Source organism: Streptosporangium sandarakinum, assembly GCF_013409935.1.
In the GTDB taxonomy this organism is placed as follows: Bacteria; Actinomycetota; Actinomycetes; order Streptosporangiales; family Streptosporangiaceae; genus Streptosporangium; species Streptosporangium nondiastaticum.
In genome coordinates this window covers 2,068,262-2,091,434 of sequence record NZ_JACCCO010000001.1, presented here as the reverse complement: position 1 = coordinate 2,091,434, position 23,173 = coordinate 2,068,262, and the positions used below count along the sequence as shown (strand labels likewise).

The 23,173-nt window shown below is 71.7% G+C and carries 18 protein-coding genes, 1 tRNA gene and 1 pseudogene; 13 read left to right on the top strand and 7 right to left on the bottom strand.

Features of this window, described 5'->3' with window-relative positions; translation table 11 throughout:
- The first annotated feature begins 8 nt into the window (after positions 1-8).
- Entirely contained in the window at positions 9-395 is a 387-nt protein-coding gene (locus HDA43_RS09265) for a Rid family detoxifying hydrolase (protein WP_179819325.1), read from the top strand.
- Between the two features lie 50 nt (positions 396-445).
- On the top strand, positions 446-1,684 hold the full coding sequence (locus HDA43_RS09260) for a hypothetical protein (RefSeq protein WP_179819324.1): 1,239 nt from the start codon (positions 446-448) through the stop codon (positions 1,682-1,684).
- A 41-nt stretch (positions 1,685-1,725) separates the two neighbouring features.
- Here HDA43_RS09260 and HDA43_RS09255 read toward each other — a convergent pair whose 3' ends face one another.
- Positions 1,726-2,295, bottom strand: a complete 570-nt coding sequence (locus HDA43_RS09255; RefSeq protein ID WP_179819323.1) for a TetR/AcrR family transcriptional regulator — start codon at positions 2,293-2,295, stop codon at positions 1,726-1,728.
- Between the two features lie 274 nt (positions 2,296-2,569).
- Between HDA43_RS09255 and HDA43_RS09250 the strand changes: the two genes are divergently transcribed.
- Both HDA43_RS09250 and HDA43_RS35845 read left to right on the top strand, forming a co-directional pair.
- Positions 2,570-3,331: an alpha/beta fold hydrolase gene (locus HDA43_RS09250; RefSeq protein WP_179819322.1), complete on the top strand. Its 762-nt coding sequence runs from the start codon at positions 2,570-2,572 to the stop codon at positions 3,329-3,331.
- 13 nt (positions 3,332-3,344) lie between these two features.
- Complete coding sequence (locus HDA43_RS35845) at positions 3,345-6,269, top strand: helix-turn-helix transcriptional regulator (protein WP_312873135.1); 2,925 nt, start codon at positions 3,345-3,347, stop codon at positions 6,267-6,269.
- 41 nt (positions 6,270-6,310) lie between these two features.
- Here HDA43_RS35845 and HDA43_RS09240 read toward each other — a convergent pair whose 3' ends face one another.
- The gene (locus tag HDA43_RS09240) at positions 6,311-6,700 is read right to left on the bottom strand and encodes a response regulator transcription factor (RefSeq protein ID WP_312873134.1); all 390 of its coding nucleotides are present in this window, start codon (positions 6,698-6,700) and stop codon (positions 6,311-6,313) included.
- A gap of 894 nt (positions 6,701-7,594) precedes the next feature.
- Between HDA43_RS09240 and HDA43_RS36355 the strand changes: the two genes are divergently transcribed.
- Both HDA43_RS36355 and HDA43_RS09230 read left to right on the top strand, forming a co-directional pair.
- Positions 7,595-7,969 carry a C40 family peptidase gene (locus tag HDA43_RS36355; RefSeq protein WP_218911660.1) on the top strand — a complete coding sequence of 125 codons (375 nt, stop codon included), beginning with the start codon at positions 7,595-7,597 and terminating at the stop codon, positions 7,967-7,969.
- Between the two features lie 102 nt (positions 7,970-8,071).
- Positions 8,072-8,146, top strand: a tRNA-Arg gene (locus tag HDA43_RS09230).
- Positions 8,147-8,302: 156 nt separating this feature from the next.
- On the opposite strand, the gene HDA43_RS36650 is transcribed toward HDA43_RS09230, so the two are convergent.
- Positions 8,303-8,557 carry a GNAT family protein gene (locus HDA43_RS36650; RefSeq protein WP_376770496.1) on the bottom strand — a complete coding sequence of 85 codons (255 nt, stop codon included), beginning with the start codon at positions 8,555-8,557 and terminating at the stop codon, positions 8,303-8,305.
- A 381-nt stretch (positions 8,558-8,938) separates the two neighbouring features.
- Between HDA43_RS36650 and HDA43_RS09220 the strand changes: the two are divergent.
- A pseudogene (locus tag HDA43_RS09220) lies at positions 8,939-9,663 on the top strand (helix-turn-helix domain-containing protein).
- A 71-nt stretch (positions 9,664-9,734) separates the two neighbouring features.
- Here HDA43_RS09220 and HDA43_RS09215 read toward each other — a convergent pair.
- Together HDA43_RS09215 and HDA43_RS09210 are read right to left on the bottom strand one after the other, a co-directional pair.
- A complete protein-coding gene (locus tag HDA43_RS09215) occupies positions 9,735-10,112 on the bottom strand; it encodes a nuclear transport factor 2 family protein (RefSeq protein ID WP_179819319.1) in 378 nt (125 codons plus the stop codon).
- A gap of 437 nt (positions 10,113-10,549) precedes the next feature.
- A complete protein-coding gene (locus tag HDA43_RS09210) occupies positions 10,550-10,951 on the bottom strand; it encodes an ArsR/SmtB family transcription factor (RefSeq protein WP_179819318.1) in 402 nt (133 codons plus the stop codon).
- A gap of 65 nt (positions 10,952-11,016) precedes the next feature.
- Between HDA43_RS09210 and HDA43_RS09205 the strand changes: the two genes are divergently transcribed.
- On the top strand, positions 11,017-13,047 hold the full coding sequence (locus HDA43_RS09205) for a heavy metal translocating P-type ATPase (RefSeq protein WP_376770465.1): 2,031 nt from the start codon (positions 11,017-11,019) through the stop codon (positions 13,045-13,047).
- Between the two features lie 133 nt (positions 13,048-13,180).
- Entirely contained in the window at positions 13,181-13,450 is a 270-nt protein-coding gene (locus tag HDA43_RS09200; RefSeq protein WP_179819317.1) for a hypothetical protein, read from the top strand.
- A gap of 390 nt (positions 13,451-13,840) precedes the next feature.
- Here the strand turns inward: HDA43_RS09200 and HDA43_RS09195 are convergent, their stop codons facing one another.
- Positions 13,841-14,269, bottom strand: coding sequence for a site-specific integrase (locus HDA43_RS09195; protein WP_179819316.1), 429 nt, complete (start codon positions 14,267-14,269; stop codon positions 13,841-13,843).
- Between the two features lie 7 nt (positions 14,270-14,276).
- The gene (locus tag HDA43_RS09190; protein ID WP_179819315.1) at positions 14,277-14,519 is read right to left on the bottom strand and encodes a hypothetical protein; all 243 of its coding nucleotides are present in this window, start codon (positions 14,517-14,519) and stop codon (positions 14,277-14,279) included.
- A gap of 266 nt (positions 14,520-14,785) precedes the next feature.
- Between HDA43_RS09190 and HDA43_RS36645 the strand changes: the two genes are divergently transcribed.
- The 4 genes from HDA43_RS36645 to HDA43_RS09170 all read left to right on the top strand — a co-directional run bounded on the left by HDA43_RS36645 (position 14,786) and on the right by HDA43_RS09170 (position 23,172).
- On the top strand, positions 14,786-15,073 hold the full coding sequence (locus HDA43_RS36645; RefSeq protein WP_376770463.1) for a helix-turn-helix domain-containing protein: 288 nt from the start codon (positions 14,786-14,788) through the stop codon (positions 15,071-15,073).
- Between the two features lie 156 nt (positions 15,074-15,229).
- Positions 15,230-15,670 carry a hypothetical protein gene (locus HDA43_RS09180; protein WP_179819313.1) on the top strand — a complete coding sequence of 147 codons (441 nt, stop codon included), beginning with the start codon at positions 15,230-15,232 and terminating at the stop codon, positions 15,668-15,670.
- A gap of 340 nt (positions 15,671-16,010) precedes the next feature.
- Complete coding sequence (locus HDA43_RS09175) at positions 16,011-16,751, top strand: lytic polysaccharide monooxygenase (RefSeq protein ID WP_179819312.1); 741 nt, start codon at positions 16,011-16,013, stop codon at positions 16,749-16,751.
- A gap of 898 nt (positions 16,752-17,649) precedes the next feature.
- Entirely contained in the window at positions 17,650-23,172 is a 5,523-nt protein-coding gene (locus HDA43_RS09170; RefSeq protein ID WP_179819311.1) for a metallophosphoesterase, read from the top strand.
- The last annotated feature ends 1 nt before the right edge of the window (position 23,173 follow it).

The following is a 23,173-nucleotide window of genomic DNA, read 5'->3' as shown; positions in this document are numbered from 1 at the left end:
GGTAGTTGATGAGCGTCAAGCAGGAGCTGCGCACCGCCGAGGGTGCGGCGCCGGTCGGGGCGTACTCCCAGGGTCTCGTCGTCGGGGACTTCGTCTACACCTCCGGCATGGGGCCGCTGCACCCCGAGACCGGCGAGGTCGTCGGGACCGACGTGGCCGAGCAGACCCACCAGGTCATGCGCAACCTCGGCGCGATCCTGGCCGCCCACGGCCTGGGCTTCGACGACGTGGTGAAGGCGACCGTCCACCTTCAGCACCTCAAGCGCGACTTCGCCGCCTACAACGAGGTCTACAAGTCCTACTTCACCCGGCCCTACCCGGTCCGCACCACCGTCGGGTCCGACCTCATGGACATCCTCGTCGAGATCGACTTCGTCGCCTACAAGGGGCGTTGAAGTCTGACCGGCTTCGACTCCGACTCCGGTTCCGGGTGAAGGGCGGCGGTTTGGACAGCTCGCTACGCGTCCACGTCGAGGACGTGCGCGGGGAGGGCCGCGCGGCGGTCCTCGACCGGATCGCCGGGTACGGCGTCGCGGGCGTGACCGTGGCGGCGGCCGGCGAGCGGTCCCGCGACATCACGCCCCACGGCCCGGCCCGGGTGACGCTGCGCGCGGACGGGGTCCACTTCACACCGCCCGCGGACCTGTTCGCCGGGCTGCGCCTGACCCCGCCCGTCCAGGCCGGGGCCGCCGAGGAGCCGCTGGCCGCCCTGCGCGCGGACACCGCCCGGCGCGGCCTGCGGCTGCACGGCTGGGCGGTCTTCCTGCGGAACGCCACGCTGGGCCTCGCCGCCCCCGACGTGACCGTGCGGAGCTGCTTCGGCGACCGGGGCGCGCCCGCCGACCTGTGCCCCTCCCACCCGGACGTCCGCTCCTACGCGGCGGCGCTGGGCCGGGCGGTGGCCAGGCAGGGGGTGGACAGCGTGGTCGCCGAGGCGCTGCACTTCGGCGCCTTCGGCGGCCCCTGCGGCTTCGGCGGCTCCGGCCGGGGGCACGGCCCCGGGCGCGGCCACGTCCCCCTCGGGCCGATGGACGCGTTCCTGTTCGGCCTGTGCTTCTGCGACTTCTGCATGCGGCGCGCGACCGACCTGGGCGTCAACGCCGAGGCGGCGCGCGAGGAGTGCGCGCGGATCGTGGGCGGCGTGCTCGGCGGCGACCCGCCGGCGCAGGGCGAGGTGACCCGGGCGGCGCTGACCGCCTACGCCGGACCCGAGGCGGTCGCCTACGCCAGGGCCCGTTCGGAGGCGGTGACCTCGCTGGTCTCGGAGGTCTCCGCCGCCGTCGCCGCCGAGGGTTCCAGGCTCGTCTTCCTCGACGGGACCGGCGCGGTGAAGGGCCACGACGACGGTCTGCCCGCCCCCGGACTCGCCGCGCACGACGCCTGGCAGCTCGGCGTGGACCTGGTGGCGCTGGGCGACCTGGTGCCCTCGCTCGGCGCGTTCGGCTACGCCCGCGACGCCGTCCGGGTGGCCGACGACGTGGGCGCCTACCGCCGCTCGGCGGGCGAGGAGCGGGAGCTGCGGGTCGTGCTGCGGCCCGGCCCGCCCGACACCGACTCGGCCGACCGGCTCGCCGCCAAGGTCCGGGCGGCCCGGGCGGCCGGGGCGGACGCGGTCGACTTCCACGCCTACGGGCTGGTGCCGTACCCGATCCTGGACCGCGTCACGGCCGCGCTCGCGGGCTGACCCGCACCGTCCGCGTCGACGTCGTCAGCCGTCGTCCCGGGTCAAGGGCAGGTCCCGTCCTCGCGGACCACCCCGTCGAGGACCGCGGACACCGCCCTCGCGGCGAAACCGTCGTCCAGCGGCATGCCGCGGAAGGCCACGCGCAGCCACACCGCGCCGCCGAGCAGGTCCATGATCAGCAGCGGGTCGGCCGAGGCCGGCAGCTCGCCGCGCCGCCGCGCCCGCTCGAAGATCTCCGCCTCCCCGGCGAGCCGCTCGGTGAAGAAGCGCCGGGCCGCGGCGGCCATCTCGGGATGACGTACGGCGGCGCCGAGCGCGGCCAGCGCCACGTCCGCCGACGGCGGGCGGGTGAGCAGCCCGGCCATGCCGGTGACCAGCGCCTCCAGATCCTTCCTGAGGCTGCCGGTGTCGGGCTGCTCCAGCGTCAGCAGGTCCGCCTCCACCAGCGCGGCGGCCAGCAGCGCCGCCTTCGACGGCCACCACCGGTAGATCGTGGTCTTGTTGACCCCCGACCGCTCCGCCACCCCCTCGACGGTCAGCCCGTCGTAGCCCTTCTCGGCCAGCAGGTCCAGCGTGGCCCGGAAGATCTGCTGCTCCTTGCGCGGTGCCATCCCTGCTCCCTGCTCCCTGTTCTTCGCTCTCCGCGGTCCCGTGCGGTGCCGTTCGGGTTCACCGTCCCGTGCCGCCCGACGCCGCCCGATGCCGTCAGGTCCCGCGCGATCGTGGAGGGTCCCGTGCGGTCCCGCGGCGGTGTGGTGCCGGTGCCGTGCCGTACCGACTATAACCACGCAACGGTGCGTTGTGTTTTAATGGCGGCATACCGAACTGCAACGCATCGTTGCGTTGCAGTCCGCTCGGTACGCCCTCGAAGCGTGGAGGTCAGTGATGCTGCCGGTCGTCCTCGTCCATGGAATCCGGGTCAGTGCGACCATGTGGGACCCCGTGGCCGCCCGGATCGGCGGCCCGGTCGCCGCTCCCGACCTGCCCGGACACGGCTCGCGCCGGGGCGAGCCGTTCACGATGGAGGGAGCCGCGTCGGCGGTGGCCGACGCGATCGACGCGCTCGGCGGCCGGGCGTTCGTGGCCGGGCTCTCCCTGGGCGGCTACGTCGGCATCGCCGCCGCGGGCCGCTTCCCCGGGCGGGTCGCGGGGCTGGCCGCCCTCGGATGCACCTCGAACAGCCGGCTGACGACCGTCCCCTACCGGTTCGCCGCCTCCCTGGCCGCGCGGAACCCGGCGCGCGCCGACCGGGTCAGCGCCCGTCTCCTCCGCGGCCTCCTGCCCGGCCCGGCCGGTGCGGCGATGGTCGCCGGGGGACTGTCGTGCGAGGTGCTGCCGCAGGTCGTCGAAGCCGTCACCGGGTACGACCACCTCGCGGCGCTGGCCGCCTACCCGGGCCGGGTGTGGCTGGTCAACGGCGCCCGTGACCCGCTCCGGGCGAACGAGCGCGACTTCCTGCGCGCCTGCCGGAACGGGCGGCTGATCCTGCTGCCCCGCCGGGGACACCTGGGCGCGCTGGCCGCGCCGGGGCCGCTGGCCCGCCTGCTGGAGGACCTGCGAGACCTGTCCTGCGACCGGCCGGACGGCGACGCGGGCGCGCCCGTGCCGGCGGGCGACCGGCCGAAGGGCGCTATCGGCGAGTCATGACATACTCGCCGTCGTGGGCTGGCAAAAGGCGCTGAACGCGCTTATCGGGCGATCGGCGGAGCTCACCCGCCTGGCCGCGGTCCTCGACTCCGCAGCCGCGGGACTGGCCGGGGTGGCCCTCATCGGTGGCGACGCCGGGATCGGCAAGACCCGCCTGGTCACTGAGCTGGCCGAACGGGCCGAGGCGGCCGGCTTCGCCGTACTGGTCGGGCAGTGCGCCGAGTTGGGCGACGCGCTGCCGTACCTCCCGCTGGCCGACGCCCTGCGCGGCGCGCCCGCGGAGCTGCGCGCGGAGATCGAGGCACGCCCGATACTCGGCAGGCTGCTGCCCGGCGGTGTCGACCTCGGCGCCGAGACAGCCTCGGCCCTCACCCAGCAGCAGCTCTTCGGCTCGATGCTGGGCTTCCTGGCGACGAGGCCCGTGCTGCTGATCCTGGAGGACCTCCACTGGGCCGACCGCTCCACCCGCGACCTGCTCGTCTTCCTCAGCCGGATGCTGCAGACCGAGCGCGTCTGCCTGGTCGGCACCTACCGCACCGACGACCTGCACCGCCGCCACCCGCTGCGCCGCGTCCTCGCCGAGCTCAAGCGCCTCCCCTCGGTGACCGCCGTCGAGCTGAGCCCGCTCGGTCCCGACGAGATGGCCGACCACCTCTCCGAACTCGGCGGGACGGATCCGCAGGTCATCAGCGAGGTCGTCGACCGGGCCGAGGGAAATCCGTTCTACGCCGAGGAGCTCCTGGAGGCGGTGACCGACGGCTGCTCGATGAGCGACGGCCTGGCCGACCTGCTGCTCTCCCGGGTCGAACCGCTCTCCGACGCCGCCCAGCGGGTGCTGCGCACCGCCGCCGTCGCGGGGCGGCGCGTCGACCACGCCCTGCTCCAGGAGGCGTCCGGCCTGGACGACCTCGCCTTCGAGGACGCCATGCGGGAGATCGTCTCCCAGGGGCTGCTCCGCCCCGACGGGGAGTACGGCTACGCCTTCCGCCACGCCCTGCTCCAGGAGGTCGTCTACACCGACCTGCTGCCCGGCGAGCGGACCCGGATGCACTCGGAGTTCGCCCGGCTGCTCACCGCCCGCGAGGGCGCCGCGGCCGAGCTGGCCTACCACTACCTCGCCGGACACGACCTCGCCGAGGCGATGTCGGCCTCCGTCGAGGCGGGCCGGCGGGCCGAGCGCCTCGGCGCGCCCGCCGAGGCGCACCGCCACTTCGAGCAGGCGCTCGGGCTCTGGGACCGCGTCCCCGACGCCGAGCGCCGCGCCGGGACGGACCGCGTACGGCTCGCCATGCGCACCGCCGCCGCCGCGGCCGACATGGGCGACAACCACCGGGCCATCGCCCAGCTGCGGGAGCTGCCCCCGACGGCCGAGACCCGCGAGCGGCTCGCCTACTACCTCTACGACTCCGACGACGTGCCGGCGGCCGTCGCCGCCGCGGAGGAGGCCGTGGCGGCGGCCGCCCCGGGCACGGCCGTACTGGCGCGGGCGCTGGCCACCCTCGCCCGCACGCTCATCCCCACCGCCCGCGATGCGGAGATCGGGCCGCTCGCCGAACGCGCCCTGGAGATCGCGGGGGACACCGGGGCCCGCGACGCGCAGAAGAGCGCGATGATCACTCTCGCCTCCTGCGCCGAGTACGACGGCGACCCCGGCCGGGCCGGGGAGCTGTTCGGCGCCGCCGCCGCCCAGGAGTCCGGCGACCTGGCCGTCGACCTGCGGGCGATCTTCCAGCACGCCCGGCTCACGTTCGAGCACGGCTCGATGGCGGAGGCAGCCGTGATCGCCGAGCGCGGCGTCCGGCTGGCCGAGGACAGCGGCCTGTCCTGGAGCACCTTCGGCACCGACCTGCGGTTCCTCCAGCTGCTGATCCACTACACGGCGGGGGACTGGGTGCGGGCCCGCAGAGAGGGCTCGGGGTTCGGCGTGCGCGTCGGCACGAACCATGAGGCGATTCTGTCGTCCTTCGCGCTGTACGTCGAGGTCGCCATGGGGTTGCCCGAGGTGGACGAGCGGCTGACCTGGGTGCGTCCCTTCTGGTCCGACTCCCTGGTCGTCTACATGTCGCGGGCGCTGGCCGCCGAGCACGCCCTGTGGAACGGCGCCCCCGCCCTCGCCCTGGACCACGTGACCGCCGTCCTCGACGCCCTCGACCCGGCCTACATGGGCAACATCCGCATCGGGGCGGTCGGGCTGTGGGCGCTGGCCGAGCTGGGCCGTACCGACGGCGCCGACGAGCTGCTGGCCCGTGCCCGCGGCCCGGTCCGGCCCGGGATGGGGGCCGAGGGGCACGCCTGGCTGGCGAGGGCCGAGGCCGAATGGCACCGCGCGCACGGCCGCGCCGACGTCGGGGCCTGGCGGGCCGCGGTCGAGGCGTTCGACTACGGGTTCGTCTACGAGACCGCGCGCTCGCGGTGGCGGCTGGCCGAGGCGCTGCTCGTCTCGGGAGACCACGCCGCGGCTCTTGAGGAGTGGAGGCGGGCCGTCCGGGTCGCCGCGTCGCTCGGCGCCCGGCCGCTGGGCGACGCCCTGGCCGATCTGGGCCGCCGGGCGCGATTCCCCGCGGCCGAGTCCGAGGCGCCGTCCGGGGCCGCTTCCGGGACCGGGCCCGGGGACGCTTCCGGGGGCGCTTTCGGGGGCGTGGCGGGGTCGGTGGCGGGAGCCGCGGCGGGGTCCGGGTCAGGGGCCGCCGAGGGGCGGGAGACACGGGACGGCACGCGGGGGCGGACGCCCGCCGGGTCGCGCCCGGGCGCGCTCACCGGGCGGGAGCGGGAGGTGCTCACGCTGGTCGCCGAGGGCCTGGCCAACCGCGAGATCGGCGAACGGCTGTTCATCGCGCAGAAGACGGTGAGCGTGCACGTCTCCAACATCCTGGGCAAGCTCGGCGTCTCCTCCCGCACCCAGGCCGCCGCCGTGGCCCGCAGGGAGGGCCTTCTGTAGGGACCCCGCGGGCATCGGGAACCGGCGCGGCGGCCGGGGAGTCAGCGGCTCCGGGTGGAGACGGCCAGGTCGCGGACGACCTGGATCAGCTCGGCCGGGTCGAACGGCTTGGTGAGGTAGGCGTCGACCCCGATGCCGAACCCGCGCCGCTTGTCGTCCTCCTGCGCCCGCGCGGTGATCAGAACGACCTTGATGTGACTGGTCCCCTCGTTTCTCCGCAGCTTCGTGGCGGTCATCCAGCCGTCGAGCCGGGGCATCATGACATCCAGCGTGATCACATCGGGCATCACGTCCCGCACCTTGTCCAGGCAGTCCTGCCCGTCGAAGGCGGTCTCCACCTGGAACCCCTCAAGGGTCAGGTTGACCGCGATGAGCTGCCGGATGACCTCGTCGTCATCCACCACCAGTACCTTGCCCAGAACCTCGCCCACGGCCGTGAGGCTAACCCGTGGGAGCGGGGCCACGCGTGGTTTTCGCCGGACGCGTACCGGCGGCGCCCGGAAAAGCCGCGGGAGCCGAGGGCCGGAAGGCGCGCCGCCCGCCGTTGGGGACGCCACCGTGCCCGCGGGCGATGAAACCGGCGGGCAGCGGCGCGTCACCCGCTGTGGGCGGTGCCGCGTTGTCCACAGAATCCCGTTCGGCTCCTTGGTGATCACATGTTCCGGCCGATCCTGGGCCCCGGTCATCCGCCGAACCTGGGAGGACACATGATCACCGCATTCCTCGCCGCCACCGCTCTCACGGCGACCCTGGCGGGAGCGCCGCAGGAGTCTCCGGCCCGGCACTGCCCCGACGCCGTGCGGCTCCTGTTGAGCATCCGCCCCCTCCTCGGGGCCGGGATGCCGGACGGCATCCGGAGATGGATCGAGAGCGAGGTGCGGGACGCCCTCGTCGCCGCCTGCGAGGCCCGCCGGGCGGTTCCGGCCCCCACTCCGCCGGCGCCCCCGGTTTTCGACTCCGCGCCGCCGGCGCCTCCGGCCCACGACTTCGCGCCGCCGGCGCCTCCGGCTCTCGGCTCCGTGTCGCCGTGGGCGCCTCCACCCTCCACGCCGCCACGGGGGGTTCCGGGCTCCGGGGGTGAGCCGCCGGAGAAGGTTCCCGGCACGGGCCCCGCCGGGCCCGGGGCCGCTGATCCGGGCGTGATCGGGGCCGTGCCCCCGAGCGCGGCCGAGGCCGGGCCGTCCCATGAGAAGGGCGGACCATCCGGCGAGGCGGGGAAGCCCGGCCCCTCGTCCGGCCCTTCGTCCGCCCCCTCTCCGCGGTCACGCCCCGCCTCACCCGCTCCCTCTCCGCGGCCGCGCCGTACCTCATCCGGCCGGACGGCCGTGACCGCGGCCCTCCGCCAGCTCGGCAGGCCGTACGTCTGGGGAGGCGGGTCCGGCGCGGGGCCGACCGGTGGCGGCTTCGACTGCTCGGGGCTCGCCCTGCACGCCTGGTCCAGGGCGGGCGTCGCGCTCACCCACTACACCGGCAGCCAGTTCAGGCAGGGCCGCCGGGTGCCGTTCTCCCGGCTCCGGGCCGGTGACCTGGTCTTCTTCGGAGGCGGCACAGGAGACCCCACCCATGTGGGCATCTACGTCAAGGACGGCGTCATGGTCCACGCCCCCAAGACCGGCGACGTCGTCAGGATGACGAATTTCGCCGTCTCCCCCTACTACCGCGCCCGCTACCGAGGAGCCGTCCGCCCGAGCCCTCGGTGACGCCATCCGCCCCGCCGGACGAAGCCGTTCGCCTCCTGTGATCTCCCCTCCGCGCTTCGAGTATCAGTCCACCTCCAGAACCTGGTAATCTTTCACTCGTTGGCCCCCTTAGCTCAGGGGATAGAGCACCGGCCTCCGGAGCCGGGAGCGCAAGTTCGAATCTTGCAGGGGGCACCAGCGATCTACCAGGGGAAACCCTCAACGACCTGCGGCAACGCAGGTCGTTTCGCTTTCCGGGGTGTGCCGCCCTGTGCCACCGGATCCAGCCGTGTGCCACTGGTCGCGTACCAGGGGTGTACCGATCTTGCCGAGGGTGTCTGGACAGGTAGGGACTCAGGCAAGCCAGGACCCATCCGGGTTGATCTTGGCGGCAAGCGCTCTGCCTGACTCTGTGAAGGGCACGCTCCAAGACATGTCTGTGATGACAGTGCCGGCGTGATGAGCGGCGGCCCTTACGAGGGCGGCACCGACTCCTTGGCCTCGCCGGTGATAAGCCACCCAGATCAAAGCGATGCCGGCACGAACAGGTCCATCGCTGATCTCGGCGAACTCCCCTGAGGGGGAGTAGGCGCCCGACGGTGGGCGCATCCGTAAGGCAGGCAAAACCACGGACTCGGTCGTCATGGCGATACGGCACCATCCGAGGGCGGTCCGAGTCGTCCCAAGGGCGGCCGGCGAACGGGTCGGGGACCGTGGGGACGTCATAGCCACCTTCCCGCTGGGCGAGCTTGGTCATCCCGTAGGCGAGTCTGCGCCAGGGCGTGGGGGAGGTGCTGTGAACAACGGCTATCCCGAGGTCCCACTGCCATCTTGGCTTCAGGGTGTTAGGGGCTACGCCATGACCCCACTCGAAGTGCTTCTGAACGTGCTCGTGCTCGTCGTCCAGTGCTCTGACCCGGAAGGTTCACCGGGTTGGTGATCGTGACGGTTGGATGTGCGGTGACGTCCGATCCGAGCGCTGGAGGCGCGGTGGCTGAGCCTGTCCGTTTACGCAGGCTGACCGACCAGGAGGGGCAGAAGCTGCAGCAGACCGTGCGCCGGGGCAGCACCAACTCGGTGCGCTACCGGCGCGCGATGATGCTGCCGGCCTCGGCCGGCGGGAACCGGGTGCCTGTGACCGCCCAGCTGGGCCAGGCCGACGAGGACACCGTCCGGGACGTGATCCACCGGTTCAACGAGATCGGCCTGGCCTGCCTGGACCCTCGCTGGGCGGGAGGCCGTCCCCGCCGGCTCAGCCCTGACGAGGAAGGCTTCGTCATCCAGACGGCCACCACCCGCCCCACCAAGCTCGGCCAGCCCTTCACCCGCTGGTCGTTGCGCAAGCTCGCCGCCTACCCGCGGAAAGTGCACGGACGTGTCATCCGCATCGGCCGTGAAGCCTTACGGTGCCTGCTCCGGCGCCGCGGCATCACCTTCCAGCGCACCAAGACCTGGAAGGAGTCACCCGACCCTGATCGCGACGCCAAGCTCGACCGGGTCGAGCAGGTGCTGGAACGCTTCCCGGACCGGGTCTTCGCCTTCGACGAGTTCGGCCCCTGGGGATCCGGCCCACCGCAGGCTCCTGCTACCTGCGCTGGCGCAACACCAACGCCCGCCACCCCGACGTACTCGCCGCCCAGCGCAAGGAACGCGCCCGCACCCGCAGCGAAGAGGGCATTCGCTGGGGCGGACGCCCCCTCAACACCGCGGCCTGACCAACCGCGAACAGCGGCCCCCGAACGCCGACGGGGCAGGTTCAGGAGAAGGACGGCGACAGAAGGATGACTCAGGAGGCGAACGGCTCGATCTCCCCCGCGAAGACGATGACCTGGTCGATGAGGCTCCGTCGCAGATGGACGACATCCGTTCCCGCCAGGCGGGGGCCTCCATCAGGCGTGGTGAAGACCCACTGGTACCGGGCCCATTCGTCAGGCATGTCCACCGCTGAGCAGCGCACCATCGTGCCGGTCCCCGCCGGGTGGCGTCGGATGTCCAGCACGAACCGCTCGACCGCCCCGATTCCTTCGCTGCGCCCCAACGGCCCCCAGAAGACCACGTCTGAGGTCAGGGCCCGGGAGAGCAGGGCGGTCACATGGCTGTCGTCCGAGGCGTTGAACGCGGAGATGAACGTGTCGATCGCGGAGCGTGCGGTCTCTTCCGGCATGCCCCAGTAATACCAGGGGTTTCGCGTGCGCTCGTCTCACGAGCCGCCTTCCGATCACGGTGAACCTCCCCGGTCACAGCACTAGGTTCCTGGCTAGGTGAACGCCTGGGTGGCTTCCGTGCGGGTCATAGACGGTGGAGGCGGCAAAGCGGCCCTTTTCGGCCCGGCGCTCGGGTCGGTGTCACCAGGCGCGAAGTAGAGCGTCTGCGCTGGTCAGAGGGCCCGGACGGCGGGTGGCGGCCGGAGTGGTCACGGCTGTGGACAACCGGGGCGGGGCGGTGGCCGGATCATGGCGTTCGGGCGTCCTAGGGCGCTGACCTGGACGGATGTGATTTCGGGAGACCCGGCAGAGCTGACGTTCTGATCGGTCGGAACTGTCGCGTGTACCAGGTGACAAGATCCTTACTGACAGGCCATGTGCCGCCGACTGGACGGGGTCAGCGGGTGTGCGCGGCCGCTCGTTCGGCCAGGGGCTCGTCCGGCTGGGCTTCGGCGGGGCCGACCTCATCAGCATGACCGGCCCGGTCGAGGTGGTCGGCGTGGAACAGCCCTTCGGCCAGCAGGCGCCGCACGTGCTCGTCGGCGGCGCTGTAGTACACGAACGTGCCCTCGCGGCGTCCTTTGACGAGGCCGGCCAGCCGGAGTTTGGCCAGGTGCTGGCTGACCGCGGTGGGGGCGGCGTCGGCGAGCTCGGCCAGGCAGGCGACGTTGGACTCGCCCTGCAGAAGCGCCCACAGGATCTTGATGCGGGTGGGGTCGGACAGCAGGCGGAAGGCCTCGGCGGCCAGATGCACCTGCTCCTCGTTCGGCATGTCGAAGTCGGATAGCGAGGTGTGCATAGGGCCAGCCTACCTCGAACCTCACTGCATGCGTATCTGCGTTACTGCGCATATAAGATGCTTTGGTGACGACTGATCTGACCACGTTCGAGGCCGCCGTACGGCCGGCACCCGCGTCCCGGCGGCTGCGCTGGTGGCGCTCGGGAGCGGGCTCGCTGCCCGAGGTGCGCTGGGCTCTGGCGGCCACCGCGCTGTTCGCCGCGGGTGGCGCCGCGCAGCTCACCGGCGCGCCTGCCTGGCTGCGGTGGGCGCTGTATCTGACCTGCTACGCCGCCGGCGGCTGGGAACCGGGCCTGGCCGGGCTGAAGGCCCTGCGCGAGAAGACCCTGGACGTCGATCTGCTCATGGTCGTCGCCGCGATCGGCGCCGCGGCGATCGGTCAGGTCTTCGACGGGGCACTCCTGATCGTCATCTTCGCCACCTCCGGCGCACTGGAGGCGGTGGCCACCAAACGCACCGAGGACTCGGTGCGCGACCTGCTGAACCTGGCGCCCGACCAGGCCGCCCGCCTGTCCGCCGCGGGCGAGGAGGAGATCGTGGCGGCCGCCGACCTGCGCGTCGGCGACGTCATCGTGGTGCGGCCCGGCGAGCGCATCGGCGCCGACGGGCGGGTGGTGGACGGGGCCAGCGACGTCGACCAGGCCTCCATCGCCGGCGAGAGCCTCCCGGCCGACAAGCAGAGCGGCGATGAGGTGTTCGCCGGGACGGTGAACGGCACCGGCGCGCTGCGCGTCCAGGTCACCCGGCCCGCCGGCGAGACGGTGATCGCCCGGATCGTGGCCATGGTCGAGCAGGCCGGCGCCACCAAGGCCCGCACCCAGCTGTTCATCGAGAAGGTCGAGCAGCGCTACTCGATCGTCATGGTGGCCGCCACCCTCGCCCTGTTCACGCTGCCCCTGCTGTGGGGCACCCCGGTGCAGGAGGCCCTGCTGCGGGCGATGACGTTCATGATCGTGGCCTCGCCGTGCGCGGTGGTGCTGGCCACCATGCCGCCGCTGCTGGCCGCGATCGCCACCGCCGGCCGCAACGGCGTGCTGGTCAAGTCCGCGGTGGTGATGGAGCACCTGGCCGACGTCGACCGGGTCGCCTTCGACAAGACCGGCACCCTGACCGAAGGCAGCCCGCATCTGACCCGGCTGCGCGTCCTGCCCGGCGCGGCGACCACCGCGGCAAGTGGATCAGAGGGTGGGGCCGAGGCGCAGGCCGACCGGCTGCTCATGCTGGCGGCCGCGACCGAGCAGGGCTCGGAACATCCGCTCGGCCGCGCCATCGTCGCCGCCGCCCACCGCAAGGGACTGTCGCTGCCCGAGGCCGCCGACTTCGCCGCCCTGCCCGGACGCGGCGTGCGTGCCCGCGTCGATGGGCACCTGGTCGAGATCGGCAGCCCCGCCCACCTGCTGAAGCAGACCGTAACCGGCACCATGTCCGGCGATGCCGAGCGGGCCCGCCAAGTCGTGGTCGGCCTCGAAGACGACGGGCACAGCGCCGTGCTGATGCTCCTGGACGGCCGCCCCGTCGCGGCGCTCGCCTTGGCCGACCGCATCCGCCCCGGCGCGGCACAGGCGGTGACGCAGCTGACCGGCCTGACCGGCACAGCCCCCGTCCTGCTGACCGGTGACAATCCCCGCGCCGCGGCCCGCGTGGCCGAACAGACGGGCATCACCGACGTGCGGGCCGAGCTGCTGCCGCAGGACAAGGTCAACGCCGTTCACGAACTGCGGCAGCACGGCGCCCGGCTGGCCCTGGTCGGCGACGGCGTCAACGACGCCCCCGCTCTGGCCAGTGCGCACGCCGGGATCGCGATGGGGAGCTCCGGCGCCGACCTCACCCTGCAAGCCGCCGACGCCGTCATCACCCGCGACGACCTGGCCACCGTCCCGGCGGTCCTCGCTCTGGCCCGCCGCGCCCGCCGCCTGGTGATCGCCAACCTCGTCATCGCCGCCACGTTCATCGCCGTACTGGTGGCCTGGGACCTGCTCGGTGAGCTACCGCTGCCGCTCGGCGTGGCCGGGCACGAAGGCTCTACCGTCATCGTCGGTCTCAACGGTCTGCGCCTGCTGCGCGATGCCGCCTGGAAGCGAGCCGCCGCGATCTGATGCGCCCTCAGGGCCGCGCGGCCGCCGATGCTGGATCGCCCAGAGGGAAGATCACCTAGGCGGATGCCTAGGTTCCCAGCTGGTGCGGTGACCGCAAACGTCCGCCGCGCCGAGCAACGCTGCCCTCGGCAGGATGGTGGATAGAGAGTTCACGATCAAGCTGACGCAGGATCAGGCCCTGGTGCTCTCTGACTGGCTCGACCGCGTGATCGGCACTGCGGAGTTCGACGACTTGGTTGGCGAGGACCGTGCGGTCTGGTCACCGCTACACCTGATCGCCGGGACGCTGGAGACTTCACTGGTCGAGGTCTTCATGCCGGACTACAGCGGACGCCTGGATGCCGCCCGGGAGCGGCTCTTGCACACCCTCGGGGAGGCGGGTCGATCCGTGGACAGATCGTAGCGATAGCAAAGACCGCCCGTCGGAATCGTCCCGCCGGTAAGCCCGGTGAACGGTTGTGGTCACCGCACTAGGTACCGGCTCCATCCGCAGGGGCACTCGCGAGCACTGCGGCCGGGGGTGCTGGACGGCAACTCCGACAGGCTGATGAGGGTGACGGGATCACGGGGAAGACGGGTGATCAATCCATGTCCTTTCCGGCTTCGATACTGATCTTTAGATACACGTCTTTGAAGGGACGAAGGGCCCTTCCGGGCTTTTCGGGGGGGGCCTCTAGCCCCTGGAGCGCTGGTAGAGCACCGAATTGGTCTCCAGACAGCCCTCTAGACCTGGAAGGCGCACCCCCTGGGTCCAGACGGCTCTTCGGGGAGACTGGCCCCGGTTGGAGGAGGCTTAACCGGCGTCGTCTCCGAGCGCGCGGTCGAGCATGCCGTGCCAGACGTGGTCATGGCCGTCCACGCACTTGGCGTAGATCTTGAGCAGGACTTCCACGCTGTGCCCCGCCCACTCGGCTACCTGGGTTGCCGGGATTCCGGCGTCGAGCCGGAGAGACACGCCCGCGTGCCGCAGGTCGTACGGCCGTCGCGCCGATTCGCTCTCCACCTGGGACGGCGTGAGCGCCAGACAACGCGCGGCCTCCCAGGTCCGGGAGTAGGCCGACGCTTGGAGTACCCCGCCGCGCTCAGTGCGGAACAGGCGCCCGTCCGGGGCCGTGCCGTACCGGGCGATGTGCCCGCGCAGGATCGCCACCGGCTCGGACGGGATCGGCACGGGGCGTTTGGCCCTGCGGGGACGCCCCTTCAGCCCGCGGTCCTCCTGCACCTGGCCGTCATCGGTCCACTCGGTTCCTACGGTGGGGCTGCTGCCCGCAGGGGAAAGGCAACTGCAGGTTGGGGGCGGCCAGCGCGGTCCGCTGGACGGCGGTGTCCGCGGAGGTCGCGCCGTGCGCCGGAAGGCTCGGCAGGCCGCCGATGAGAAGAGTGAGCGCGGCGGCGGCCGCCGCGCTCACCAGCGCGGAACGCGCTGTTCGTTGATACCTGGAGCGCGGGGAAGCGAACGGAGGCATGGTCATGCGTCTCCTGAGAGCGGCGGTCCTTGCGACCGGTGGGGAGTGGGCATGGTTGAGGATCTCGGCCGGCCCGGCGGTCTCACCATGACCGGCCCTCCACCCCGGGACAAGAGATCTGGGACGGCGTGGAAACGATGGGACAGCGGACCGCGTCGACCAGCGCGATCCCGCACGCGATGGGACCGTAATGGGATTCGGGCGGGAAACTCTGCCGACTCCGCTGTTGCCCTTCGGGAGTTAAGATCGGGCCGCAACTCAAGGAGCAGGAGTTGTCAGAGCCATCCGCCGTCGCAGAATTAGCCGCGCATCTACGCCATATGAGAGAAAAGACCGGCCGTAGTTACGACGCTCTCGCCAGGCGGCTCGGTGTCAGCAAATCCACTCTCCACCGCTACTGCTCAGGAGAGGGCGTGCCGCCGAGCTTCATGCTTCTGGAGCAGTTCGCCAGGGAATGCCAGGCGAGCCGAACACAGATACTCGAACTGCACCGGCGGTGGGTGCGGGTACAGACCGTTCAGATCCCCGAAGCGGAACCCGGGCCATGGCAGCCTGTCTAGCGGCCGGATGACCACCTGACGTCTCCGGATCGGGCTCTCCCCGCACCGCCGGACCCATCAGACCTATTGGACCCATCGGACTCGTCGGTTCTGCCGGTTTCGCCGGGGAACGCGCGTGGACGTCGGTCGGTCCTGCGGAGAAGTCGCGCATGGTCGGTGGCGGCGCTGGTGGTCCTGGTCATGGGCGGGATCCTGGTCTGGCGCTTGGGCGACCGCTTCGGGGCCGATGCGGAGAGCGTGAAGTCCTGCACCGAGCGCGGCGGAGTCAAGCACACCGACGCCGGACACGACGGCTATGCGTGGACCAGAGACTTCGTGTGCGCCAACCGATCCGAGACACCCCTCTACCTCACCGTGGACGGCACGGAGAGGATAGGGACCTTGGAAACGCGGAGAAGCTGGTTCGTCTGCTGGGAGCTCGGGCGTGTCCAGGGCGGTGAGGCGACGGTCTGGTACTACACGCAGGGAGACCGCACGGAGGCGGGCGGCGAGCGCTGGGAGGGGTGGGGATTCGCCGGAGCCGAACACGTCGACGTCTCCGCCCATCCCCCGCCGAACATGCCCCGCTGCCGGTTCGATTCGGCCTCGCCCGAGTAGTTCGGGCACCCCTGACGTCAGGGCGGCTCCGGAGCCGGATCGGTGCCGATGGCCTGTGCCGGCGTGCGCACAGGTCCGGTCTCGGTGGTGCCGACGGATGTCTGGACCTGTCCCGCCGCGACGGCTCCTCGCCGTCGCGGCGGCGCGGTCACGACCCCCACGCGGTGGCGTGCTCGGGGTGCGGACCGGGCGCACGACCGGCGGTGGGCGGTGTTTCGGGCCGGATCCATGGCGTTCACCTCCCTGACATCCATCTGTGTCGGGATTCCACAATGTGGTTTATTGTTAGGAAACTTTCCTTTATATTCGCATTACTACCCCCCAACAGAGGAAGGGTGACATGCGGAAACTGTTAGCACCCCTGGCAGCGCTCATCGTCGCCGCCACATCGGTGGTGGTGATCGCCTCGCCCGCTTCGGCCCACGGCTACATCTCGGACCCGCCGAGCCGGCAGGCATGGTGTGCCGCCGGCAAGGTCCCCAACTGCGGGCAGATCATCTGGGAGCCGCAGAGCGTCGAAGGCCCCAAGGGTCAGCGCAACTGCAGCGCCGGTGACCCCCGATGGGCTCCGCTCGACGACGACAGGAAGGCCTGGCCTGCCACTACGGTCGGCAACACGGTCACCTTCAAGTGGCTGATCGAGGCCCGCCACGCCACCAGCACGTGGGAGTACTACATCGGCAACGAGCGGATCGCGGTCATCGACGACCGCGGTAGGCAGCCGGGGTCCGTCGTCACGCACACGGTGAACCTGGGCGGACGGACCGGCCGGATCAAGCTGCTGGCCATCTGGAACATCGCCGACACCGAGAACGCCTTCTACAACTGCGTCGACCTCCAGGTGGGCCCCGGCGGCCCGGACCCGACGCCGACCCCGACCCCGACGCCCACCCCCACCCCCACGCCGACCCCCACCCCGACTCCTTCGGCGACGCCCGGCGGCGCCTGGACCTCCGGCACGGCCTACAAGGCCGGTGACCTGGTCACCTACAGCGGACGCACCTACCGGTGCCTCCAGGCGCACACCGCGTTGCCCGGCTGGGAGCCGTCGAACGTCCCGGCGCTCTGGCAGCCCGCGTGACCCCTCCTCGAACGGCCCGGTAGACCACCGGGCCACACCTGCGGGCGTCCCGCATCGGCGCGTAGCGCGGGACGCCCGCAGGATCCGCGCCGGGCCTGATGCGACCGGCAACCACCTGCGCCTTTCGGGCTGGGCTGAAAAGCCTTGCGCCGGAAATCGGTCGATCGTATCTTCGGCGCATTGGTGATTCGGCCGGCCCGTACGGCGGGCCATGATTCCAGATCCTTTCGATTGAGAGACGGCGCGGCCGCCGGGCGTTATCGTTCGGCGTGTGCCGGTGAGAAAAAGGCGGGGCCGACCGGTTCGAGAGTCGTATGCTCGCAGGCCGTTCGGATTTACCGATATCGTGCGGGGGGATCGAGCCCATGAGGTCACTTCCGGCGATGGTCGAAATTTCCGCCGCCGGGTCGATTCCAATAAGATCAACCCGGGCATTTCTCTCTTTATGTCATCGGAAGAGCGTCGGCGCGCCTGGGCCGGGATGAATCGCGATGCCCGGAAACGGGCGCGGGGCTTCCGGTGAAAAGGTTTCGCCCCGGCCCGCCCTCGGCCCGGAAGGCCCTTCGTGGTCACCTGTCGCGCCACGCGACGGCAACGACCTCACCGGGCGGGGTGTCGTCGGCGCCGGCGGCTGGAGCCGGACCCGTCCGCCGGGCCCGGCATGGCGGCCGCGAGGGGGCGCGGCGGAGGGCGCCGGAGGGGCGGTGTCGCGGCCGTCGCGGCGGTGATCCCCTACTCGGCGAGCCGTTTCAGGGGCGAACTGCGGATTTTGGATAAAATGCGAGCATTGTCAGAATTAACTGCTCGTTCATCTTCATTGCCCGTATTCTAAACAAGCCGTTTCGTCTGCTGTGATTTCTGTGATCGGCACACCGGAACCACCTGAAACGGTAGAAACATGACGCGCAGCAGCGCATCCCGAACACCCGCCTGGTCCGGCGCGATCACCGCGGTCGCGCTCGTGGCCGGCGCACTGGCCCTCATGCCGGTCTCCCCGGCCACGGCGGCCGACGAGAAACGGCCGGTCTACCTCGGCAAATCCCTGTACACCGGCGAGTTCCACGCGCACACCTCGGTGAGCGACGGTGTCGAGCTGCCGCCGGACGCCTACGAACACGTCCGCGGCGAGACCGACGCCGACTTCTTCGCGGTGTCCGAGCACGACGTCATGTGGGACATCCGCAACGGCGACGACTTCGTCGAGGACTGGCGGGACGCCGACTCCGCCGAATGGCGCTATCTGCACGAGAGCGCCGCGAAGTTCAACGCGGGCCAGGACGGCCTGGTCGCGGTCCCGGCGATCGAGAACACCTGGTACGACGGCACCGGTCACATCAACGTGTTCGGCGCCGACTGGCACGTGACGGCGCGGGCGACCGAGAAGGGCAGCGTCGACGGGTACGGCAACGCGTTCGGCACCGGCGACATGAAATACGACTACTTCACGTTCCTGGCGCGGCTGAAGCGGGACCCGAAGGCGATCGGCCAGTTCAACCACCCGTCCACCACGTCCAAGGGCGAGTTCTTCGGCTTCAAGGGCCTGGACCCGGCCGCCGACGAACGGATGGAGCTCATCGAGGTCAAGTCCGCCGACGCGGTGGGCGAGTTCCAGAAGGCGCTGGACGCAGGCTGGCACCTGGCCCCGACGTGGAACGGCGACGAGCACTCCGCGACCTGGGTGTCCGGGAACCCGTCGATCACCGGCGTGTGGGCCGGGGGACACTCCCTGGACTCGCTGTACGCGGCGATGCGGGACCGCAGCCTCTACTCGACCGCCGACGTCAACGCGGTCCTCGCGTTCGGCGGCAACGACAAGCTCATGGGCACGATCCTGCCGGGCGGCACCGCCACCCTGGACGTCGACCTCCGCCTCACCGACCCGGACGCCGGGGACTCCTTCACCTCCGCGCGCCTCATCACCAACGGCGGTGCGGTCGCCCACGACTTCGGCGGGATCAGCGGCAACGACCTGACGCTGAAGACCAGGCTGGACGTCCGGGACGGCGACTTCTACTACGTCCGCGCCGACCAGGCCGACGGCAACTTCCTGGTCTCCGCCCCGATCTGGATCGGGAAGACCGTCCGCGGCGCGAACTACGCCCCGCGGATCACCGTCCCGGGCGACTTCCCCGCCACGGCGCGGTACGGCGACACGATAACCCTGCCGCAGGCGACGGCCACCGACGACTCCGGAGCCCAGCCGGCCATCACGTTCGAGGTGTTCGACTCGGCGGGCAGGGTACCGGTCTCCGGCGACGCCTTCCGGATCCGCTCCTACGACGACGCTTTCGTGGTCGTGAAGGCGACCGACGACCTCGGTAACACCAACGCCGAGCTGCTCCGCATCCAGGTCTCCCGGAAGGCGCCGGACCCGGCGGGCGTGTTCCGCTTCGGCGGCAACGCGTCCGTCGGTGAGAAACCCGGCTCCGCCGGAATCGCGGTCACCACCGACCGCGCCGTCGAGCGGGTCTACGCGCAGGTCCTGCCCGCAGGTTCGGACGACTGGGCCGGGGCGGAGGTGCTCACCTCGACGAACGACCGCCCGTACGAGGTCAACGTGGTGGGCGACGGCGAGCCCGTCTACCAGCACTCCATCACGGGCCAGACGCTGCGCTCCCACGAGTTCCGCCTGACCGGGCTGAAGGTCGGCACGACCTACCGGTTCCGGTTCGGCGTGGCCCGCGACGGCCGCGCCCCCGCACCCGCCGACGCGTCGGCCTGGACCGGCGCGCGGGGCGAGTTCCTCGCAGGCGGCGCCAAGGGGGAGCCGGTCTACGTCCTGGGCGACGTGCAGGTGCCCGACGGAAACGCCGGCGACCTCACCCTGCCGCGGCGGGTGCTCGACCGGCTGAGGAGCCGGACGCCGGGCGGCGGCACCGTGGTCCAGGTCGGCGACCTCGTCGACCGCGGCGGCAGGGGGGAGAAGTGGGCCGAGATCCACGGCTCCTTCCTGTCCGGGCTCGACCTGCAGTACGCGGGCCTGGTCGGCAACCACGAGACCTACGAGGACCTCGACTACGACGCGGTCGGCAGGCAGCCGGGCGCGATCTTCACCAACACGTTCGCGCTGCCGCGCAACGGTGTGATCGGTGAGAGCAACTACTCCTTCGACCGCGGCGACGTCCACTTCTCCGTGCTGAACTCCAACGTGCGCCTGGACGAGCAGCTCGACTGGCTGGTCGACGACGTACGCGCCTCGGACGCGACGTGGAACGTCGTCATCGGGCACTTCTCCTACTACGGCGGCCAGCACGCCGACGACGGCGGCATGGACATCGACCGGGAGAAGGTCACACGCGTGCTCGACCGGCTCGGCGTCGACCTGTACGTCGGCGGGCACGACCACGTCTACAAACGATCCACGATCTACGAAGGACGCCTGGCCAGGACCCCCGAGGAGGAGGTCGCCGGCACCACGTTCGTGACCATGGGGTCGTCCGGCCCGAAGTTCTACGACAACCAGCGGTTCTGGTGGGACGACAAGGTCTTCGACGAGAACGTCCAGATGGGCGGCGTCCTGAAGGTGACCGACGCCGGACTGCGGCTGTCGACGTACACGATCGACGGGCGCCTGGTCGACGAGGTGACCGTCGCCAAGCCGCACGGCTCCTGGAAGGTCTCCTCGGCCGGGATCGAGAACCGTGAGCTGAAAGGTGTGGGGCTCCTGTCCTCCCCGGGCAGCCTGGACAAGGTCACCGTCATGGCCGCGGCGTACGACAGCTCGCAGCAGCGGATGATCGACGTGCGCACCCTCGACGTCGCACTCGACCACCTCGGCCGTGAGCAGTACGTCCGCTTCGGCACTCCGCTGCCGGTGGCGCCGAGCTCGACCGTCAAGCTGTTCACCTGGGACTCCCTGGCGTCCGGGAAGCCGCTGCGGCCCGCCGTGACCCTGCGCGAGGGCCTGGCCGGCGAGGGCACCGAGAAGTCCCCGTACCTGATCGACTCCCCGGACGACCTGTCCAAGGTCGACAACGACCCGGCCGGTCACTACCGGCTGACCGCGGACCTGAACCTGACCGGGCTCGCCCGTGCCCAGATCGGCCGCACCACCGCCTTCACGGGCGTCTTCGACGGCGACGGGCATACGGTCTCCGGACTGGCCGCCCTGCCCGACCAGGGGCCGGGCCTGTTCGCCGACAACCGCGGCACGATCGAGGACCTGGTGGTCCGGGGTGATGCCACCACCGACCGTTCGACCGCCGGACTGGTCGCCGACCAGAACCACGGCACGATCCAGCGGGTCCGCGCCGACGGGTCGCTGACCGCGAACAGCTATGCCGGCGGCATCACCGGTCACCACTTCGGCACCGTCCGCGACAGCGTCTCCACGGTGAACGTGCGCGCCGCGACCCAGTACGCCGGCGGTGCCGTCGGCGTCTCCGTCGGTGGGTCGGTCACCGAGAACGTCCTGGCCACCGGCGCGGTCTCCGCGGGCGGCGCGTCCGCGGGCGGCGTGGCCGCCTACGGCTACACCGACACCCGGGTGAGCCACACGGTCGCGCTGAACGCGAACATCTCCGCGTCGAGCCACGCGCACGCCATCGTCGGCCGCGTCTACACGGGGCAGACCGCCACGCTAGAAGACAACCACGTCAGCCGGTCCGTGCCGATCAGCGGGCAGTCGCTGACCGACCCGCCCGCGGCCGACAACCAGAAGGGCAACGTGGTCGCCACCTCGGAGATCCAGAGGCAGACCTTCTACGAGGAGCGCGGCTGGGACTTCGAGACCGTCTGGCAGTGGGACGGCGTCGCCAGGCGCCCGACGCTGCGGATGGCGCCCGAGACGCTCGAACCGGCCCCGGGGCCCGGGCTGCCGGCCGACGGGCGCGGCTTCCACGTCGTCGACAGCGTCGAGGACCTGACCCTGATGGGCAGGCACCCGTCCTACGACTACGTGCTCGCCGCCGACCTCGACCTGACCGGCACGCCGTTCACCAGCCTGCCGGGGCCGTTCACCGGCGAACTGGACGGCGCCGGCCACACCATCACGGGCCTGACGTCCACCACCGGCGGGCTGTTCACCCAGATCTCCGGGCACGTCCACGACCTCGCGGTCCTCGACGCCAGAGTGAACACCACCACCGCGCGCGTCGGCATTCTGGCCGGCAGCAGCACCGGCACCGTCGAACGCGTGTGGGTCTCCGGGTCCGTGACCGCGGGCTCGCGCGTGGGCGGCCTCGTCGGCGACTCGCAGGGCATCGTGCGGGACTCCTACTCCACGGCGAACGTGCGCGCGCTCACCACCGAGGCGGGCGGAGTGATCGGCGTGGCCCTGGCCGGTTCCACCACGGAGCGGGTCTTCGCCACGGGCACCGTCACCGCGGACACCCGCAACGACGGCGGCGTGGCCGGCTACGGCTACACCGGCACCACCATCCGCGGTTCGATCGCGCTCAACCCGGCGGTCACCGCGCCCTCCTGGGCGCACCGCTTCCTGGGCCGGGTGCTGGCGAACAACGTCGCCACGCTCAGCGGCAACTGGGCGGCCGAGACCGTGGTGGCGCGGTCGCAGACCGAGACCGCGACCGGCCCGGCCACGCTCAACGGCGCCACCGCGACCCGGGACGAGGTCGGCGACCAGGCCTTCTGGGCCGACAGACTCGGCTTCGACTTCGAGTCCGTATGGCAGTGGGACGCCGGCCTCGGCCGGCCCGTTCTGCGCGGCCCGGCGGCACCCGCCGCCGAGGCGAGCGCGGCGCCCGCCACCCAGGCGGCAGCGGTACGGCCCGCCGCCGCGGGTGAGGCCCCTGTCGAGGCAGGGGCGGTCCGCGCCGCCGCGAACCCGCCGGCCGCCGAGGCGTCCGAGTCCGCTGGCATCCGCCACGAGGCGGTCGTGAACGGCGACGGCACCGTCACCGTGACGGTGTCCGCCGGAACCGCCGGGGCGGGCGAGCAGCTGTCGTTCCTCCTGCTGAAGGCCGGCGCCTCTGCGTCGGCTCCGGCCGAGGACGACATCGCCCACCTCGGCGAGGTCCGCCTCGACGACCAGGGCGGCGCCGCGCTCACCGTCCTCCTGAGCCGGCCGGACGGGACGACGCTCGCGCTCAACACCTCCGGAGACACGGAACGCCACGTCGCCCCGCTCGTCCCGGGGACTCCGGGGACTCCGGGGACTCCGGGGATGAGAGTGCTCGACGACAGCGTCACCGCCACGGTCAAGACACAGGGGAACGCCCCCGCCCAGGCGGTGATCACCCTGGTCTGCGCCGGAGAGGAGAAGTGCCGGGAACAGGTCACCGTCACCTACGACGGCGACCCGCTCGACACCGAAAAGGTCACGCTCCAGCCCGGTATGACCCGGGACCTGAAGCTCGACCTCCGCGGCGACGCCCGCGCCGCACTCCGCGCCGGCAAGCCGATCATCCTGGACGTCCGGGTCGGCACGGCTCCGGCGGTCCGGGTGACCGTCAGCCCGTGAC